Source organism: Nostoc sp. WHI, from assembly GCF_015714725.1.
Taxonomy (GTDB): Bacteria; Cyanobacteriota; Cyanobacteriia; order Cyanobacteriales; family Nostocaceae; genus Nostoc.
Genome location: NZ_WBKM01000038.1, coordinates 39,054 through 60,324 on the forward strand (window position 1 = coordinate 39,054; position 21,271 = coordinate 60,324).

The 21,271-nt window shown below is 41.7% G+C and carries 6 protein-coding genes and 4 pseudogenes; 4 read left to right on the top strand and 6 right to left on the bottom strand.

Features of this window, described 5'->3' with window-relative positions:
• Window positions 1–245 precede the first annotated feature (245 nt).
• From F8S12_RS03745 to F8S12_RS03755, 3 genes and pseudogenes are all read right to left on the bottom strand, one after another.
• Window positions 246–3,053 (bottom strand): Calx-beta domain-containing protein, encoded by a 2,808-nt coding sequence (locus F8S12_RS03745; protein ID WP_196514855.1) that lies wholly within the window; start codon window positions 3,051–3,053, stop codon window positions 246–248.
• 494 nt (window positions 3,054–3,547) lie between these two features.
• Entirely contained in the window at window positions 3,548–6,679 is a 3,132-nt protein-coding gene (locus tag F8S12_RS03750; protein WP_196514856.1) for an esterase-like activity of phytase family protein, read from the bottom strand.
• A gap of 714 nt (window positions 6,680–7,393) precedes the next feature.
• Window positions 7,394–7,579, bottom strand: a pseudogene (locus tag F8S12_RS03755) (DUF3124 domain-containing protein); the annotation flags it as partial.
• Between the two features lie 57 nt (window positions 7,580–7,636).
• Between F8S12_RS03755 and F8S12_RS03760 the strand changes: the two are divergent.
• Entirely contained in the window at window positions 7,637–8,833 is a 1,197-nt protein-coding gene (locus F8S12_RS03760; RefSeq protein ID WP_230967765.1) for a serine hydrolase, read from the top strand.
• Window positions 8,834–9,022: 189 nt separating this feature from the next.
• Here F8S12_RS03760 and F8S12_RS03765 read toward each other — a convergent pair whose 3' ends face one another.
• Complete coding sequence (locus F8S12_RS03765) at window positions 9,023–12,055, bottom strand: HEAT repeat domain-containing protein (protein WP_196514858.1); 3,033 nt, start codon at window positions 12,053–12,055, stop codon at window positions 9,023–9,025.
• An 812-nt stretch (window positions 12,056–12,867) separates the two neighbouring features.
• Here F8S12_RS03765 and F8S12_RS03770 point away from each other — a divergent pair.
• From F8S12_RS03770 to F8S12_RS41520, 3 genes and pseudogenes are all read left to right on the top strand, one after another.
• Window positions 12,868–13,188 carry a hypothetical protein gene (locus F8S12_RS03770; RefSeq protein WP_196514859.1) on the top strand — a complete coding sequence of 107 codons (321 nt, stop codon included), beginning with the start codon at window positions 12,868–12,870 and terminating at the stop codon, window positions 13,186–13,188.
• Window positions 13,189–13,257: 69 nt separating this feature from the next.
• Window positions 13,258–17,652 (top strand): esterase-like activity of phytase family protein, encoded by a 4,395-nt coding sequence (locus F8S12_RS03775; RefSeq protein ID WP_196514860.1) that lies wholly within the window; start codon window positions 13,258–13,260, stop codon window positions 17,650–17,652.
• 577 nt (window positions 17,653–18,229) lie between these two features.
• Window positions 18,230–20,443 (top strand): annotated as a pseudogene (locus F8S12_RS41520) (beta strand repeat-containing protein); the annotation flags it as partial.
• Window positions 20,444–20,577: 134 nt separating this feature from the next.
• Here F8S12_RS41520 and F8S12_RS03785 read toward each other — a convergent pair.
• Window positions 20,578–20,757 (bottom strand): annotated as a pseudogene (locus tag F8S12_RS03785) (polyphosphate kinase 2 family protein); the annotation flags it as partial.
• 9 nt (window positions 20,758–20,766) lie between these two features.
• Window positions 20,767–21,271, bottom strand: a pseudogene (locus F8S12_RS03790) (transposase); the annotation flags it as partial.

Here is a 21,271-nt window from a genome sequence, read left to right on the forward strand (position 1 = left end):
CTTTCTCACACCTGTTTTTGCTAGTAAAAGTAATATTCTTTGTTAGCAATGTGAGTAATACACCATACAGTTTATTGTGTAAATCGGGGTGATACCTCGGTAAATAAACTGAGTAAATCCCAGTTTTAGACTTAGCGCATAAATAACCCCATCCCGCAAGGGAGATGAGGTTATAAAGCTGTATTAAATAGGCTGAAATTTATCTAAAATGGCAGCGTAATTAACTGGGATTTGATATCATTTTGCTAGACGATAGTCAGATTAATTTGCACAACGGCATCGTTAAAATCTTTGTCACCACCATTTACTAAATCTTCAAAGCCAAAGGTGTTGTTTCCTAACAGACGAATGTGATCTACTTTGTCTGAGTTAGCGCCCAAGAATAGAAAGTAAACTGCCGGATTGTTATTGGCATTACTATCGAGAATGGCATCGGGTCTACCATCAATAATAATAAATGGCGCAAAAATGGCATCACTCCCAAAAGTACCAGTGTAAGTTGCTGTACCTTGGTTGTTCACCGTTAGGTCAATACCCGGAACACGTCCACGAATTGCTGCTTCAGTATAACCCGCCTGCCCGACGAGAATATCTGCTGTGCGATCGCCATTAGTATCAATGCCACCATTTTCATCAGCCACTTGATAGAAGCCGATAAAGTTGTTGAATGCAGCTTCTCTGCTGACTACAAAATCTGCTTTTACCTGAGCGATTACACCTCGTAAATCAATCAGTTCTCCTTGTTGTTTTCCTTGCAAACCTGTTCCCAAAGGCAACTCTTGTTCTGTGGCTTGAATTCTCACTACCAAATCCTGGCTTTTCCAAGCGAGGGAGAAGCCATCATCGCCCAAGCTTTCAATTTTAAGATTTGTTGAGTCAGAAAACACTACATCTGTAAAGGCAGTTTGTCCAGCTAAGACATTATCAGTGGTGCTATTGCGTACCAAGTAAAATCTCAGTTGTTCACCAGAGGTAAATTCTAGCAAGCTTGTTAAATCGCTATTAAAGCCCTTGGGGAAATTGTTCAGCGAAGAGAAAATCACCTTGGCTCGATTCAAGGCTGCTTCAGCATAACCAGCAGCACCGGGAGCAATACCTTGAATATTTCCTTGTTGATCATCTACAGCAAATACTCCTAGTTCATATAACTGATTAGAGCCGTTTCCTGTCAATTCAACTGAAAGTCTTGCTTTTTCACCTTTACCTTTGATGGTGAAAATATCATTATCAGCACTCTTCGCCAGTGGGATGTCGTTGTCAGTAATGTTAACGTTTACAGAGGCGATCGCAGTGCCATCATAATTAGCATCGCTACTTGTAAGTGTATGCTGGATAATCTCAGTATGATCACCTTCTACCACTGCATCATCTACTGCCGTTAACGTCACATTTTGCACCACATTCCAGTTCAGTGCAGTAAAGGTGAGAGTCTGAACGCTGGTTTTTATTTGCTTACCACTATTAATAGTAATAGTGACATCAGCAGTTGGCTGATCAAGGAGTACGACAGAGTAACTGTCAGTTGCACCGCCTTCGGTGACGTTGGTGCTGTCACCAGTCTCGGTGATGGTAACACCTGCATTTATAGGAACTGAGTCATCATTAGTAATAGTTCCCTTAGCTGTACCACTAGTAGGATTAATAATTGCCTGGTTTGTGGGATTGCTCAAACTGACTGTAAAAGTCTCATTCCCCTCAAATAGGGAATCTGGAGTTGTGACAACTGTAAAGCTTTTCTGAGTTTCTCCCGCTTCAAAGGTGAGAGTTTCGGTTTTAGTCGTGAAGTCCGTGGTACTGGCGGTATCCCCAGTAATCAAAGATGTAGATACAGTTACACTTTCATCAACTTGAGAATCTCCTGTGCGGGTAATGATGAAGGTAATGGCATTTCCTTCAACTGCGGAAGCAGCAGAAGCGATCGCAAATACAGGCGCTAGATCATCATCGTTAATAGTACCCTTAGCTGTACCACTAGTAGGATTGATAATTGCGTCATTTGTGGGATTGCTCAAACTGACACTGAAAGTTTCATCTTGCTCAAACAGGGAATCTGGAGTTGTGACAACTGTAAAGCTTTTCTGAGTTTCTCCCGCTTGAAAGGTGAAAGTATCAGTTTTTGTTGCAAAGTCAGTAGTACTGGCGGTATCCCCAGTAATCAAAGATGTAGATACAGTTACACTTTCATCAACTTGGACATCCCCTGTGCGGGTAACGATGAAGGTAATGGTATTTCCTTCAATTGCTGAAGCGTCAGTAATTGAGAAAATTGAAACTATAAAGTTGAAGTCATCTGGTGTAAGAGTATTAGCTTGAACATTTCTTAAAATGCCGAACTCTTTAAATTCACCATTGATACTAGCTTTGATAACTGTATCAAGTCCTGTTTGCTCTAATTTTAAATCTTGGAATTTCTGAATTTCAGGGATTCCAGTAATTACAACTTTATCTTGACCCTTTGTAAAATCTAATACTTCAACAGCTACTTCAGGAACGGCTGCACTAGCAATAAAAAAGCGGTCTTCTCCAGTACCTCCTATTAGTTGGCTGCCTTTTTTACCAGCAAAGAGCGAATCATCACCAATTCCCCCAAATAAGCGATCGCTAGCTAATCCCCCAATGAGAACATCATCACCTTCATTACCCTCAAGGCTGTTATTACCTGTTCCATTAGAGACATCTAGTAAATCATTACCAGTTCCACCCAATAGTGTATTATAGCCACTTCCATCGGAAACTATTAGGCGATCGTTTCCTGAACCGCCATCAAGTTTGTTATTGCTACCCTCCACTACAAAAAGGCGATCGTTGTCTTCTCCTCCTTCAAGAGTGTTAAAGCCAGAACTATCTAAAGCAAATAATTCATCTTTTCCAACACCGCCTTTTAAAGTGTCGTTATTATTCCCAAAAAGGCGATCGTTGCCAGAACCACCATCAAGTAAATTATTCCCTTGACCATTGGAGGCATCTAAAATGTCATTGCCATCAAGACCAAAAACCTGATCATTTTTATTGGCGTACAACTCATCTTGATTTGAAGTACCGTTAACAATCATGACTATGTTTTACCTAGATATAGCTTGTTTATGCAGACTTATTTATTCATATCCTTGTACACAACCTTAATTTAATAGTTAAAGCGCTGATTATCAAGCACTTTTACTATTTATGTGAAAGGATATGTTAAAGTTCAAATAAATTTTTAAAATGCTTGATTTTAATTATACTTATGAGGTCGTTTTTTAAACTCTTAATTTTACATATATAGTAATTAGGAAAAACTTGACAACTTTTAAATTAAATACAAATACTAATAACCCATAAAAACATTAACAAATGATTATCAATGGGTTACAAAAAAGTTAAAAGGCACATTATTATTTAACTAACTTTGAATATTGAATTGAAACTGTAATTATCTTCATCTATGGCAATCCTATTTGATTTTGTTCAAATCTCAAGATTTAGATCCTCGACTTCTTAGAGAAGTCGAGGATCTAGTTGCTCACGAATGATTTAGGATTGCTATCTAAGACGCTAGGCGAACAGATTAACCCACAACACTAACAGAGAAAATGAAATCATTTGCTGTGAGGCTAGTTGATGTAATTCCAACTAATGAAGCCAACTCAGTATTTCCAGTTTTCACCAAAGTATCACTACCCTGTTGCAACAAGGTTAGGGCACTAAACTGAGTAACGCCAATACCGCCCAGCCCAATCACGTCAACGCCGATCGCAAAATCAGTCACAATGTTCTTGCTAGTTGGTAGACTGCTATTTGCAATCCAGAACTGGTCAGCAGCAGCGCCACCATTGAGGCGATTGCCACCTCCTTGACCAGCAAATAGCACATCATCACCATCACCACCAGACAAAGAGTCATTGACACTGGAGAAGAGTTTGTCATCGCCAGAACCACCGTAGAGTCGGTTATTGCTACCTTCACTTTTGAGGGTATCATTGCCTGAGCCACCGAAGGACAATTGGCGAGAACCTTCAATTACTGTGAGAGTATCATTACCTGCTGCTCCAAACAAATTATTACTACCACTGGCTTCCACCACGACAATCAGATCATCACCATTGCCACCATCGGCACTGGTATTTTCAGCCGGACTGTTTTGACCAATAAATATCTGATCATCACCGTTATTCCCGGATACTGAGGAGTCACTGCCTGCAAGCACCGTGTCATCACCATTGCCGGCAATGATTGTGTTACCTTCAGTAGCTTCTACAAAATCCGCTCCGTCACCTGTGATTAAGGTTTGATTCGGTTGAACGGTAACATCATCGCTGTCAGTGGAGCCAAAGTTAATGTCTTCAGCTTGAGGTTGACCTAAACCAGCAGCAAGGTTAAGGGGCTTTTCCAACTTCAGCAGCAGAATTTCGTTGTTGTCGATGACTGGATTTTGAAGATCATTTCCAGGACGACCTGTGGAGAAGGGATAGTTATTGTCATTGGCAACCAAAATGGTGTTTTTGTCAACAACCAACACATTTTCAATTGTGACAAATGGGAAGTCAAAGGTTGTTTTGCCATCCCCGTTGAGGTCGTTGGGGTCTTGGATGTTTAACAAGTCTGCAACTTCTTCTTTAGCTACATAGCCATTAGAATCTGTCTTAGACAAGTCTATTTTGTAGATTTTCTTGAATTGAGCAGCAGCGCCTTGACCACCATCTCGCTCAATGACTAGGTACTCATTGTCATTGATAACTGCTAAATCGCCGATCGCATACGCGGGATTCTCCAGCTTGTAGGAAAGTTTCTTATCAGTGTACTGACGGCTAGCGATGTCAAATTCGTTAATCCGCAAAGCACCAGCAACATCACCCTGAACTGTCCCTTCTAACAGCATATAGAGCTTGGTTTTGCTGGCGTTGATTGCACCACCCTCAAAACCTCTGGAGCCACCCAAGTTAGCAAAAGCGTCTCCTGAAAGAACATCAGGGTTTTGTGGCGATCGCACTAAGTTATTCTGAGGATCACTCAAGAAATCCCGGACTTTATCCCCTGTAAGTGGGAAGTCTGTGAAAAGTGCATCTACGCCTAATTGAAAGAACTGCTGGAATTCTAGTTCTGGATTACCTTTATAATCTGCTGCTAAGTACAGGTCTTCATCGCGGAATGTGTAGGGGTGAACCTGTAAACCTGCATTGTGAGCATCTTGAACTAAGGTAGTAGGAGGTAACAGGTTTCTGTCAGCTTCATTTACTAAACCGTCCCCATTGATATCATCTGCCAAACCATCGTTATTAGCATCAGTACCTCTGACGCTAACAATCATCCGCTTCCAAGGGCCAATGCCATCAGCATAAGTGGCAATTTCAGCTAAACCTTGTGGAGTTCGTAAATCGCCATAAGTGCGAGGGTCATCATTGACTTCCAAATCATAAGGCTGAGTCTCAATGAGCGTACCATTTAGCTCAATGCCAGCCGCATCTAGAAGTTGGATCAGTGGGATATCTACCCCGGCATTAGGCATAATGCGATCGTGTAGATCCTTAAGATTACCGACTTCAAAGGACTGGATGAAGATCCGACTTGGATCAGTGAAATTCTCTGCCTTCAGTGTATCTATTAGTATTTCACTGGTGTTTCTGTTAATTTTGTCTGTGGTGCCTACATAGGTAGCTTCATCAGCAGAATAGGTGGGATGCTTAGTTTCAGGATAGATGCCAATCTTTTTACCTGTCTCGGCTTCTACTTCCTTAACCAAGTCGATAATTTCCGCGAGGGTGGGAACCTCAAATTGACCATTGAAGGATTGATCGCGGAAAGGTAGACGCTGTATCGCCCCTAAAGTTTTGATTTCTTCTAAAGTAAAGTCTTCAGCAAACCAACCTGTGATTGGGTTTCCATCTAAACTTACTGTTTTCAGGCGATCGGCAAATTGTGGATATTTGCTAACATCGTAAACGTCTGTGGTTGTATTGGTAAGATTGACAGTACCATTAGCGTTCAAAATTGCTAAAGCAGGCTCATGGCGAGCAATTAATATCCCATCTTTTGTAACTACTAAGTCAGGCTCAATAAAATCAGCGCCGTCCTCAATTGCCTTTTTGTACGCTTCCAAAGTGTGTTCTGGAAGATCGCCGCTTGCACCTCTATGACCAAGAACTTTTGGTGCTTCTCCATCTAGAGTCTTAAAGAAGTCAGGTGTAGCGATGGGAGCCTCTAATAACTTACCAGTGGCATCGAAATGCAGTAGGTAAGGGCCAAACTCTTCTCCGACCCAGATTGTACCGTCTTTATCAAAAACAAATGACTCTATATCAAAGTCTGCACCAGTTAGTAATCTGTCATTAGTTCCTTCATTGACAATATCAAAAGAAACCTTGTTATCAGGGTCAGACAGTTGAATGTAATCTAAAACTTTAACACCGCCATCTCCATTCTCTGTTCCCTTAAAATTCGGGTCTAGACGATTGATTCGCAGCAAAAAGTCTTCACTATTATCTTTGCTACCGTAACCATTGTCTGAGAGGAAGTAGAAAGAGTTACTGTTAGCAAACTGTACACCACTGAAGCCTTGTATTGGCTGTCCTGGAAAAGGTCCTGTTCTGCCATTGGCTGAAATTTCCGCACCAGAAGCAGGCCCATCACTAAAGGTATCAGCAGGTAAAGAAGCAAAACCTACTAACTCAACTTGTGGGACAGGTGTATTCTCAATTGCCATAATTTAGAATGTGTTTTGGGTATTTGGATTTAGCTTTATTACAAGTTCTTTAACTTGCATGACTTATGGGAAAAATAATTCATCTTCTCACTCTAGAAACCGGAATTACGGGTAAATTTCGGAGTTACAAGCATATAGTTTCAGTCAAGTCCGTTAAGTCCGATTCCGCCATTAACTCCGAGAAGATATTTACAAAAATCCGATGTTCTCCGAGTTATCGAAAGCGTGAGAAATGATAGTGGAATGTCAACTACTAATTTGTGTTAGCAACTGTATAGTGTAAAACACTTAGATTCCGAATTTAAATCTGTCGATAGTAGTTATGAGAAAGATTAGCTAACATTCATTAAGTATATTTTCACTGCAAGGTTAAGAAAAGGATAAGTTAAATAGAAGAAATGATTAAAATACACCCGGAGAAAAAAGATAATATTTTTTATTAAAATTTATCAAAAGGGAATTAAAAAAATAATACAATAAATATTTATGCTTGTTTTCACAAATTATTTTTGATAATTCTAATAGAAAAAGATAAAACTTAAATTGTTTCACTTTTATCCGACATTGTGCAGATTGACTCAACACCGGAGATAATATTTTTTACAGGCGTAACCAAGACACTGTAGTATGAGCTTTCGTTCGTCAGTAAAGTTAGAAATCAGTTTGACATCAGAAACGTTTGATCACTCTATCGGGACTGATAAAATAAATTACTTAGTGAAAGTCAGTACCAATCATAACTGCTTCCACCGCAGGGTCAGACATTTCTAGTTGGGCTACCCACTCTATAATAAAGTTTACTCCTAAACCTCCACTGGTATCATTTCTATTTACAAAAAAATCTATAGAGACTAGTGCATCAAGTTGAATAGGTTTCTCTAAATACTCTTTACTAATTTTATAATGCGTCAATATTACATCAGTTTTATATCGACTAGCTTGCTAACAACGAATTTCATGTTTTCTCCGATGGCATTAGCAGATGTTAAACCTAAAGTACTACCTTTAACTCAGATTCAAACCCAAAGTGAATCTGTGTCTCCTAAAGTAGCTTTAGAAAGATTATTTACTAGCAAAGAAATACAGAATGAATGGTTTGCACCAGATTTTTTAGCTCAAGTTCCTATCGCACAGGTGCGGCAAATCATTGACGAATTGAAAAGTCAACTAGGAACTTATCAAGGTGTACAAAAGAATGCACAAGATTACTTAGTTATTTTTAATCAAGCTTCAGTGCCAACTAAAATAGTTCTAAATAGCAAAAAACAGATTTCAGGGTTGCTATTTGAGTCACCGCAAACTCAATTTATTAGTTTACAAGAAGCGACTACTAAATTTAAAGCATTACCTGGTAAAGTCAGCTTTCTAGTTCAGGAAGGCAAAAGAATACAAGCTGCATTAAATACCAAAACACCCCTAGCAGTTGGTTCAGCCTTCAAACTAGCCGTACTTAAAGCACTGAAATCAGAAATTGCCTCTGGTAAGCGAACATGGAAAGATGTAGTACAACTGCAACTCAGTTGGAAAAGTTTACCATCTGGAATATTACAAACATGGCCAGATAAATCATACTTGACAGTGCAAACACTCGCAGCTTTAATGATTTCTTTAAGCGACAATACAGCAACAGATACATTAATTAACCTGATAGGACGGCAACCTATTGAGTTAGTATCACCCCATAATCGTCCTTTCTTAACTACGCGTGAATTGTTTATTTTGAAAAGTTCTCGAAATGAAAAATTTCTAAAGCGTTATCGCACAAGTAACGAAGCTCAACGTCGGGCAATCTTGAAAGAACTCTTTAAAAAACCGCTTCCTGATGTGAATGAATTTGAGGGAGCTAATCCAGTCGCCCTTGATGTCGAATGGTTTTTTACAGCTGAGGAACTTTGTGGATTAATAGAACAGGTTGCTGATTTGCCTCTGATGACTATTAATCCTGGTGTAGCCAACCCTAAAGATTGGCAACGAGTAGCATTTAAAGGTGGATCTGAGCCTGGTGTTCTCAATATGACAAGTTGGTTGCAAGGAAAGAATGGCAGAAGTTACTGTGTGGTTGCTACTTGGAATAATAGTAATGCATCTCTAGAAGAGTCAAAATTTCTGGCATTGTACAATGGGGTGCTTGCTAAACTTGCAACTAATAAATGAATTTGTCCTTTGTCATTTGTTTAGATTTGCCAATGCCTTATGCTCAATCAGGACTTACGCAAACAATAGCCAAAACCCTGATTTTTAGGTAGGGGCAATTCATGAATTGCCCCGTACAGCGTGTGGTTTTGGGTAAGTCCTATCAATGACTGTTATCCTGATTTTTTAACTATTCTGACTCCTGAATTCTTACATTTTCCCATTGTTCAGTCCTTTGGAATTGTAATTTTTTATCTGGTATTTTTCGAGCAATTCCTTAACTTGAGCAGCTATCAGAGGGTGGGAATCGTTTTGTAACTGGGGGAGAATTTGAAGAAGGACACGATGTGAAACCATATTCAAGTATGCGATCGCAGCTTCCCTAACAAAGCCAGTTGGATGACGCAAACTCACCAAAATCTCAGAACTTGTGAGCTTGATGCGAGTAACTTGAGCAAAATGAAAACAGCAAGCTAAACACCAATCAGAAAGCAAATTACCCAATAGCAGCAATCTGTGGAGGCGATCGCTAACTAACATATTCTCATATTCTACGATCTTGGCTTCTACAAGATGTTGCAATTTTTCTGGCTGTGGTCGATTATCTAAAATATTCAGCAGTAAAGACTTTGAAGACAAAGTTATGGTATGCTCTAAGATTTCTAACCCCCGCGCTAAGTTTACCACCGAGAGCGATCGCAGATTGAATGCTGCTGCTTGCATCTTTTCTGGCGAGTAAAGCAGTTTCAGTAGCAGTAGCAGCCGCTCTTTGACATCTAATTCTAATTCTAAAAGGGCGCGTTGCAGTAACTCAGAGACAATCACAACCCTCTCACTGGATTGATGATTTTCTTTTTGATCTAGTGTTTTGAAGTCAATGTATGCAGCGTAAATCTCGCCTAAAAACTTTAATTCCTGCTCAATTAAATTTTCTACCCGACTTTCATAAAACCGATCTACTAAACCTGTAATTCCTGCTTGTTTATGTATTTTTAGTAAGCTGCGAAGAATATGATCCCTAGTAGTACCCCAAGATGTTTCCAAGTTTTCCCATAAAGTCTCCAATGCTTCCTGAGTACCAATTTGAGCAATAGTCCGCCAAGCGTACATCCGCACTACTTCTGGTTTATAAATATTGGTAGCCATCTGCAACAGCATCTCTACAGCTTCATTCTCTAGTCTTACTAAAGCTGATATTGCTGTACTACGGGTTGATTTATAGTAAAGTGCTGCAATCAGTGCCGAATAGTACTCCTCTAAATGAGTTGCTGCGATCATTTCTAATACTGCACAGCGCACCCGTAAAGATTCATCCTGCAATAAATTCGGGATATGAATCCGCAACGCCTGCAAATAAACTGCTTCTCTAAGCGCTCTAACTGCATTCACCCGTTCTCGTTCTTGCTTATGAGTCAGCATCCGGCGCATGGTTTGGGTAGCTGCTACCTTTTGCATGGGCGTTCCCTGGCGTAAGACTAAAGCGGCGGCGGTGGCGCGGATGAGTGAGTTTTGGCGGGGGTTAAGGTATTCTTCTAGGAGGCTTAAATTGGGATTGGGTTCAGCCAGCCAAACGTAGCGCAACGCTAGGGCAAAAACTTCGGGGTTAGTTTCTTTCTTTTGTTCTAACAAAGGACGGATGGCGGGTAGATAAGCGGGATTTACACCTGCCATTAGCATTACCTCTAAACTTTGGCGCTGCAAATCTGGGGTTAACTTGATTAGTAGAGGTGCTAAAACTTCCGCAGCTCCAAGGGAATCCATTTGGGCTAAAAGTTCAATGCAAGAACGTTTATCAGCCTCGCTGCCTTTTTCTGCTAAAGCTTTGACTACCCCCTGCTTAAAGAATCGCAAACCCACATTGGTTGCACTCAACTGACCCCGTGCCACACTCAAGACTAACAGTTCAACATAGCGCGATCGCAATTCCCAAACTACTGTTAAACATGTGCCAGCTATCAGCATTGTTTCTGCTACTAACACCCACTTTTGCAGTGGTACAGGTACAAACCGCCCACAAAACAATAGAGTTACAAAAATTAGCGCTCCTGTCAAACCTGTAGCGATCGCTTCGGCAGTTCCGCCAGATAAAGTCTGCATCCGGCTACGAATTCCCTCTGGAATCGGTTGGTAGAGGATGGGGCCGCTACTCATGACAAAGGTGTAGCGCAAAAGTTCATCAAAGAATTTGACAATTATCAAACCCCAGAAAAAGCTTTGGGATTGCATGGCTGGAATTAAATGCAGCAATACCACCACACCTGGTAGGGAAAAGCCTACGGTGATTGGTAAAAGCGTGGCTGTAAAAAATACCCCCATCCGTTCGATGAGTCGGCTGGAAATAAACCACTGTAACAACAACTCACACAGTCCCAACATCCCACCAAAAAGACCTAAGAAGCTAGCGAGTTCTCGGTCGCTTAAATTAGAATTGAGTTCGCGCAAATACTGAAAATCTATTAACAACCCAATCACTTGCAACAGACCCACAAAGGCGAACAACGAAAAGACATACCGTTTTAATGGACTTTTAATAAAACGCTGCCGTGAGGCTTGTTCTTCAGTAATTAGTTTTTGTGGAGTTTCGGGAAAAGCGGCTCGATAGTGATGAGTTAAATAGAATAAAATCCCCGATCCTAATAAAATCATTACACAGGCGATGAGTATAATCTTATTCAGCGTGGTGTATTGCACTAGCCAAGGCAAACTAAAACCACTGATCACATCTGCTACCAAAAGCCCACTACTCACCAGTGGGTAAGTCCGCTTAATCTCCCGAATATTAAATATTTGGTTGGCGACGATGGAGGTGTTGAGGTCATTGACCACATAAAGGGCATCTACCCACAGCCGCAGCAGAAATACCGAAATCACTGCCAGGTAGGAAAAATGCGATCCCCAACGTAATAAAACTAATAAGACTAATGGCATCACCATGCAAGGTGCGATCGCTACAATCACCCGGCGTAAGGGAAAAATCTTTTGCAGCCAAGAGTATAAAAAAACCAATCCTGCACTCATCACAGCACTGGCAATATACATCCACGGTAGTAGGTTAGTCCCATATTCATCCAAAAACAGCGCCACCGTACTGTCCTCTGCCCACCGCAATCCTACAGATACAGTTGTGTAAAAAACAAACATTATCTGAGTTCGCTCGCTCTCCTCTGGTCGGAGATTCACCCACTGTAGTAGTCGTGGTAAAGCAACTTTATTTGCAGCCAACCAGTGATTTTTGAGTTCCATGCAGTTTTAGTTTCTGGTAGTATCACCGAGACAAATTTTGTAATTGATTTCTCCCTCATCCCTTAGAAATAGCAAAAGTCCTGAGTAACTGAGTATTATGTTTCCCACTCAGCCTTCAGGACTATCGATTTTAGATAAATTTAAACCACCTTATACCATTTCACACAAACCCCGATATATCTGGATTTCTCCTAGAGGCATAAGAATGCTCATGCGTAGCTAAAACTTCTTTAAAACCCAATACGCTTGGGTTAAGGGCTACTGGTACAAAATTTTGGGTTTTTGAGACGCGATAAATCGCCGTCTCTACAAATGTTTTGGTCTTATCTGAACTGTATTGCTTTAAAACCTCGTTTCTAGTTAAAAAGGTGGTCTTAAGTGTACATGGTCAACTTCCTGTCAATTCGTAAGTCCTGAGTTTATCAATAATTACTCAAGTTACATAGTTGTAAATTTTTCGGACTATGTACTTAGTCATGGATAATTTTTTATTTTCAGTACAAACACTAGACTTTACTGTGAGGTCTAGGTTTAAACTGGTTCGTTGAAGTCTGGTGGCGATTGTAACTCTATTGAAGTAGCGTTAACTGCCTCAAGTTAATATTCAAGACGCTATTGATGCGTTACCAACCAGACTACTTGAAATATTTTTCTTGCACTTTGAGCAGGAGTTAGCCAAGCTATCGAGGTATTGTCCAAAAGCAAGCTATTTTCCACACTAACCCACACTAACCTTTACGTTTTAATATACTCAAAACAAAAAATGTAGTTTCTAGTTGAGATTATTTTGAAACCATTAAGATTTTTTCCTAATGCTATCACTCAAATGGTGTGAATGCTCTTGTACGGAAATCTTATTGATTGCAGCTTTAGGTTTAATCGTTAATATATTCAGCATTAAATTGCTTGATCCCCACACTCATAACGATTTAAATCTACAGGGAGTGTTTTTGCACGTAATTGCTGATCCTGTCAGTTGTTTGAGTGTAATTATTGCTGCCTTATTAGTTCAGAGGCAATTGCAGTTTATTCATAAGCGATCGCACTTAATACATAAACAATTGCAGTTTATTCATGAGCGATCGTTTTTCCTATTAACGCATCCCTTTCACATAACTGACTACTCTTTTTGAACCATTACTTTTCTAATTGCTGTGGTTTCAAATTTTACCGATCAAAACAACTTCTAAGGACTATTAACAATGGCAAATAATGCAACCCTAGTTACCACAACTACCATTGCAGCTAGTGAGACGGATCTGTTTCCCCTCAATGGCAGTACCAGTAGTGCTAACATCAATCGCCTGGGCGGATTTGGTTCAGATTTATTCTACGATTATCGCCAAGACGTATACTATGCCCTAGTTGACCGTGGTCCTGGTGGTGGAGTGATTAGCTACCAAACCAGAGTCGAGAAATTTTCCATTACCACTGACCCAACAACCGGAGCGATTACCAACTACCAACTATTAGGTACAATTCCCTTCACTGTTGCTGCCGAAACAACCCTTAATGGTGTAACTTATGATGAAACAACACCATTTAATGGGCTGAATGCGAAACTCCTCAATGGTAATGGTGGCGTACTTGGTTTAAGCCAAGACCCAGAAGGTTTTGTAGTTGGAAAAAACGGCAACTTCTTCGTTTCCGATGAATACGGCCCTTCAATTTACGAATTTAATCCTGCTGGGGTATTTGTTCGAGCCTTTACAGCCCCCAGTAACCTCATTGCTAAGGCAGATGGTATACCCTACTATGCAGCTAATGATAATCCTGCTACCACCCTTGGTCGCCAAAGCAACCGGGGTTATGAAGGCTTAACCATCAGTCCAGATGGGACAAAGCTGTATGCTATCCTGCAAGACCCCCTGCAAGAAGAGGGTTCTGGCGGGTCTAATCCAGGACGCAGTAGCCCCAATGTAAGAATTATTAGATATGACGTTGCTAATGGTTCAAGTGATGCTCAATACATTTACCAGTTAGAAGCCTTGAGCGATATCAACGCTCGCATTCCCGAAACAGCCAACGATTTCAGTGCCACATCTCAAGGACGCAACATTGGTCTAAGCTCCTTGGTAGCCATCAATAACAACGAATTCCTAGTGATAGAGCGGGATAACCGGGGTGTAGGTATAGACGACCCAACAGGCACTAAACCCATTGGTAGTAAACGTGTTTTTAAGATTGACCTCACCCTAGCAACAGATGTTACTAATACTAATTTAGCTGGGACTAACTCTCTAGGCAATGCGACACCAGTAAGTAAAACCCTCTTGCTGGATATTGCTGAAGCTATCCAAGGTGCAGGGCAGATAGTTCCAGAAAAATTTGAAGGATTAACAATTGGGCCTCGGCTGTCTGACGGTACGTTTGCGCTGATTCTTGCTACTGATAACGATTTCAGCGTCACCCAAAACGGTAGCAATACACAGTTTGACGTTTATAGCAATGGTGTTAGTACTGCTCAGGTAGCCATTGATAGCGCTGCTCCTACAGCACCCGCAGGAGAGCCAGCCTACACCCTTCTTCCCAGTTATTTGTATTCCTTCAAAACTCAAGCAAATGCCTTAAATCCCACTCCTCTATTTGACTTTAGTAGCGCCAACTACAGCGTTATCGAAGGCAATAGCCCTGGCTTTACCACCAATGCCACTGTGAGAGTGACTCGTACAGGCAGCATCACTGGTACAGACACAGTGCAACTGCAATTGAGTGATGGTAGTGTTGTTGCTCCCACCCAAGATACAACCAAAGGGCCGAGCAGTTCTGCAACCCCTTATATAATCCCCGCAACATCGGGATCGGGTGTGAATTTGACCTCGATCTTGAGCGTGGGCGACAGCATAGGTGGTTATAAGATGGTCGGGATTCCCGATGGTTTGGGATTCTTCGATAACGGTGATGGTACATTCACCTTGCTAATGAACCATGAACTTGGTGCTACGGCTGGTGCTGTCCGCGCTCACGGATCTATAGGTGCGTTTGTCTCCAAGTTGGTGATCAACAAATCTGATTTATCAGTTGTAAGTGGCAGTGACCTGATTCAGACTGTGAACCTCTGGAATGGCTCTGGCTTCACCCAAGGCACCACAGCATTCAATCGTTTCTGCTCTGCCGATCTCCCCTCTGTTTCTGCTTTCTACAACGATGCCACTGGGCTGGGTACTGATGTACGCATCTTTTTAAATGGGGAAGAATCTGGGCCTGAAAGTCGTGCATTTGGTCACATCGCTACAGGAATAAATGCTGGCACTACTTATGAGTTGCCCTACCTGGGTAAGTTTAGTTGGGAAAATGCCGTAGCCAGCCCCACTGCTAGTGACAAAACTGTGGTTGCTGGACTGGATGACTCTACTGGCGGGCAAGTGTACTTCTACGTTGGGAATAAAACCAACAGTGGTACAGAAATCGAGAAGGCTGGGTTGAACAACGGCAAACTGTATGGTGTCGCTGTTGCTGGATTTACATCTGAGACTAACGCAACCAGTTTGACTTCTGGAACCCGCTTTACGATGGCAGATTTGGGCAACGTCCAAAATACAACCGGGGCAAACCTCGAAACCCAGAGTCTTGCTGCTGGTGTCACAGCTTTCCTCCGCCCTGAAGATGGTGCTTGGGACCCCTCAAACCTCAAGGATTTCTACTTCGCTACCACCAACGGTTTCAATAATCCCAGCCGCCTCTGGAGACTCCGCTTCGATGACGCGACTAACCCTGAGTCGGGCGGTACTATTGAAGCGGTTCTTGATGGGACTGAAGGGCAGCAGATGTTTGACAACCTGACCATTGATCGATATGGTCACATCCTACTTCAAGAAGACGTGGGAAACAATGCTCACAACGGCAAAATTTGGCAGTACGACATTGCCACTGACACATTGAAAGTGCTGGCTAAACACGATCCTGCCCGCTTTGGTGATATCGGGGTTGCTGCAACTCTACCGTTCAGCCAGGATGAGGAATCATCTGGGATTATTGATGCTCAAGATATCCTGGGACCAGGTTGGTTCTTGCTTGACACCCAAGCCCACTACAACATTCCAGGGGAACTGGTACAAGGTGGGCAATTGCAAGCACTGTTCAATCCAGATACCTACAACGCTTACCAAGCAGACTACAACAGCACCCCAATTACCGTTACCTTCAATCCTGGTGAAACTTTCAAAGATGTGCTGATTCCGGTTGCACGGGATACGAATGTAGAAATTGATGAAACGGTAAACCTCACCTTGGCGAATGCCAGCGCTGGCAGTGTAGTGGGAACCAAGCAGCCCAAGGCCGTGCTAACGATTCAAAATAATAGCGCTCCCACTGATGTTAGTTTAAGTGCTACCAGCGTTGACGAAAATGTGACAGCCAACACAGTGGTAAGTACATTTACTACTACTGACCCTGACACAGGTAACACTTTCACTTACAGCTTACTTGCCGGAATTGGAGATACCGATAATGCTGCCTTTACCATCAACGGGGATAAGTTGCAAATTAATAGTTCCCCGAACTTTGATATCAAATCTAGTTACAGCATTCGGGTCAAAACAACAGACCAAAGTGGACTTTCCTTTGAAAAAGCATTGAACATTGGTGTTAACAATATCGTCATCCCTGCTCAACTGACAAAGGGTTCTGATGATGTTTTTAATATCAAAGGCGATAATGGTAAAGGAACACTGAAAATCACGATCGCTATTAGCACTCCTAATCCTAAGCAGTTGAGTGAACTGGGTGTATTTAACGTTGATGATGCTGCGGGTAGTGTTAAAGATGATACTGGTAAATCACTTCTTCCAGGTGCAAACGGTTACGCTAAAGCAGCTTTAGCACGAGCTAAGGTGCTTTTCTCCACCATTGCCAATTTGCCAAATGGGTTTAGTAACAACGGTATTGTTCGCTCACTGCAATTGGACTCTGGTTCTAACCTCAGATTTTATTTGGTTCAAGGCACTACAACTCAAACTGTAATCAATAAAAACAGTTATAGTGACGTAGTGTTTTCCTCAACCCAAAATATTAAAGACTTGGGTAACAGTGTTTTCTCGCTGAATTTTCCGAATTTAGTGGTGAATATTCAATCGACAAATGAATCATTAGATGCAGGTTTGAGTAACCAATTTGGTCAGCAGGGTTCAACTAAAGGAGAAATGCTTTATGTGAATGATAAAGTGAACGCTACTTTTACTGTCAACAGAGAAGCGGCTTATGACAACTTTATTGGTTTTTATCAGGTGACTGATGAGACTGGTACTATTAATGTCAATGGTACGATTTATAAACCTGGAGACTCAGGGTATACCCAAGCAGCAATTAATAGTCGGGTTGTCGGACTGACAGGAACTAACCAAGCAACAATCACATCCAACGGAAAGTTTAGTTCTAATGGTATCTTTGCACCATTTATTATTGCTGATGGTGATCCAAACACATATATAAGCCGTGGAAATTCTGTTTATTTCTCATTCTTGGGTGCTAATCCTACTAGTGATAAGCAAGTTGATCACATTCGTTTATTAGGCAATAATACTTTTGGCTTTGAGGATTTAGCAAGTGGTGGTGATCAAGATTTCAATGATCTAATTGTGCGAGTCAATTTCAGCTAGAAGTGTGGCAATCTCTAAACTGCAAGCCAATAGCCAATTTAGAACCAGCTTTCGCCTGAAGTTAACACCAATGAGCATTGCTGTGCCCCTACCAACGTATTTGTATCATTATTAAAATGAAACGATTTCAGAGGTAGGGGCGCACATATGTATTTTTTATGCATCCTTCGGCCATCTTGCTACTGTTTTGTGCATATTCTTAAACTCTCGAAATATAAAGAATACATAAAGCTTAGTACTTGATACATACATTATCAGCAACCAATGTGAAGAGTATGCAAAGATATTTGTTTAACTATAGACATATAAATAAATATTCGGTATGTGATTATTATCAAGTTATTTAGATGCTACCTATTTTCAAGCTAAATACTTAAGGGCAATAGCCCACTACATATGTACTACTTGCAAGGCAGTCAAAGGGTGAATCTACGGAAAAAATTCGTAGCCATCAATGGTGACACGAAATCATGTTGAAAGCCTAGACTATAGGCGAATTTTTGTGCAATCAAACAGCACTAACCGCAACTTGAGAACTTAATTTACTGCAAAAAATTGATTCAGGTAGGAAAAAGTTATGGCAAATATCATTGGAACCAACGGGAATGATACTTTATTGGGTGATTACGAGAACGACACAATTAACGGTAAAGCAGGTAACGACACTATTACAGCTAATGATGGCGATGACACCCTAACTGGTGGCGGCGGCAAGGATAAATTTGTTTACGAGAAAATTGTTTACAACTATGGCAGCTTTTGGAACGACGGCGCTGATATTATCACTGATTTTGGTGGCATAGGTAAAGGAACAAACCCCACAGCAGCAGTCATTGCCGAAGTCGATACTTTGGTATTCCAAGGTGCTGGCTTGACTGCGCGAAATCTGTTGCTCACCCAGAATGGCACAAGTTTGGAAATCACCTTTGAAGGGGAGGCTTATGGCGGAGTCATCTTGCAAAATTTTGCCTTGGAAAACCTGGATAACCTAAGCAAATCTACTGGAGCTAATGTAAATTTAGGCAATATTCTGTTTGATGGGCAAACTACGATCGCAGATAGCTTTGATGTCTTCAATGCCAACTCCACCCAAACCACTATCTTCAACAAAAATACAGTCACCTTCCTTAACGACCTAAATAACAATGTTAACGGCTTTGATAACTCAGATGATGTAATCAATGCTCAGGGGGGTGATGACAAAATCGACGGTAAAAGTGGCAATGACTTGCTGCGGGGTGGTGCAGGCAATGATACTCTCATTGGTGATGCAGGCAATGATACTCTCATTGATGGTGTAGTTAGTAATACTTATGCTAATTATTTTCAGGGTAGCCGTTCACTAGGCGATAACTTACTCTCAGGTGGTGCAGGCAATGATTTTCTCTATGTCTCTGGCTACAACAAATACTACTTCAGTGAAGAAGATGTTGATTATGACTCGGGTAATAACACCCTCAACGGTGGTGTTGGTGACGATACTTTGAATGTTACCTATTTATCAGGCGATAACTTGCTCTCTGGTGACGATGGCAATGATTCTCTCTCCGTCTCTGGCTCTGGCTACAGCTACAGCTACGATCAGTACGGTGACTACTCCGACTCTGATGACTCTCGCTCCTTATTCTTAGGCAATAATACCCTCAACGGTGGCGCTGGTGACGATACCTTGAGTGCTACCGATTCAAAAGGCGATAACCTGCTCTTTGGTGTCGATGGCAATGATTCTCTCTCCGTCTCTGGCTACTATAACTACGACTCCAACGCTAGAGGTAATGCTCCTTTTTTCTACGACTCTCGCTCCTTAGGCAATAATACCCTCAATGGTGGTGCTGGTAACGATAACTTGAATGCTGGCGGTTCAAAAGGTGATAACCTGCTCTCTGGTGGCGATGGCAATGATTATATCTCCATCTCTGGCTCTTACAACTCCGAGAGTTCTTCAGGACGCTATGGCGGATCTGGCTTCCAATCCAACTCTCGCTCCTCAGGCAATAACACCCTCAATGGTGGTGCTGGGGACGATACCTTGAATGCTGGCGGTTCAGAAGGTGATAACCTGCTCTCTGGTGGCGATGGTAATGATTCTCTCTCCGTCTCTGGCTATCAGAATTTTACATCCACTGACTACGCCGACGGCGACGAGAACAAGTCCGACTCCTACGACTCTCGCTCCTCAGGCAATAACACCCTCAACGGTGGCGCAGGTAACGATACCTTAAGTGCTACCGGTTCAACAGGCGATAACCTGCTCTCTGGGGGCGATGGCAATGATTCTCTTAACATCTCTGGCTATTACGAAGGAAATAACTCCAACTACTCCGACTCTCGCTCCTCAGGCAATAACACCCTCAATGGTGGCGCAGGGAACGATACCTTGAATGCTAGCGGGTCAACAGGCGATAACCTGCTCTCTGGGGGCGATGGCAATGATACCCTGATAGCTGGCGATGGCAATGATACCCTCTCTGGAGGAAATGGTACTGATACCTTTGCTTTGAATAATTACAATCAAGGCGTTGATCGTCTTTACGACTTCAACCCGACTAACGAACTGATTCAGGTATCGACTGCTGGTTTTGGTGGCGGGTTGTCAATCGGTTCACTTTCAGCTAGTGAATTTAGAATCGGAGCATCTGCAAACACTAGCACTCAGCGATTTATCTACAACAGCGCTACAGGTGCATTGTTCTTTGACCAAGATGGCAATGCGGGTGCGTTTACTCAGGTACAATTTGCACAATTATGTACTGGGTTGTCACTAACCACACAAAATTTTGTGGTTGTTTAATTGTGATTAGCGTCCTATTACTTTAAGCAGAGGAAATAGTCTGATTGCGAGGTGTCTAGAATAGCACCTCGCAATCGGTTAACAGAACTTACGCATTGACAAATGAGATAACAAATACCTATTAAGTTCAGAGGCTAATCTTCCTGCTCTAGAATGCGTTTCGCCTCCAAGAGTTGCTGCCGATGTTCCTCATTAACTGTTGGATATTTTAGATTTAGTTCTTGTAGTTTTGTGCAGATGATATTAGCGACTACCAAGCGTGTAAACCATTTGCGATCGCCAGGAATAATATACCACGGGGCCGATTCAGTACTATAGGACTCCTATTTGATTTTTGAAAAAACTCCGTACATCTGGAGAGTAGTGAAATCAAAGGTCGTGTGTCGGATAAACCACTAAAACATCCACTTTAAATGGGAAAATGTTGGAATCAAAGCACAAAAACGTCGAACCCATGTTTTAGCCTGCAACCAAATATCCTCAATGGGATTTTGTACTGGGCAATTGGGAGCTTTAGCGTTCGCAATGTATTTTCCATTGTTCAGATGACAACCCGATATTTACCTCGTCCAAAAAACCTCGAACTTCTTTAGAACGGTGGTAACTAGCGCCATCCCAAAAAATTAGTAATTGCTGATCGGGAGAGTCAGCTAGCAGATATTGTAGGTAATCAATAGTATTTTTGGAATTTCCCGCATCATAAGCTTTGAGAACTAATTTTCCTTGCAGATAGTCAATTGCCCCGTAGTATGTCTGCTTATCTCGTTCGTTAACAACTGGGACTGCTATTTCTTGGTCACTTTTTCCCCATACGTAACCACTTAAATC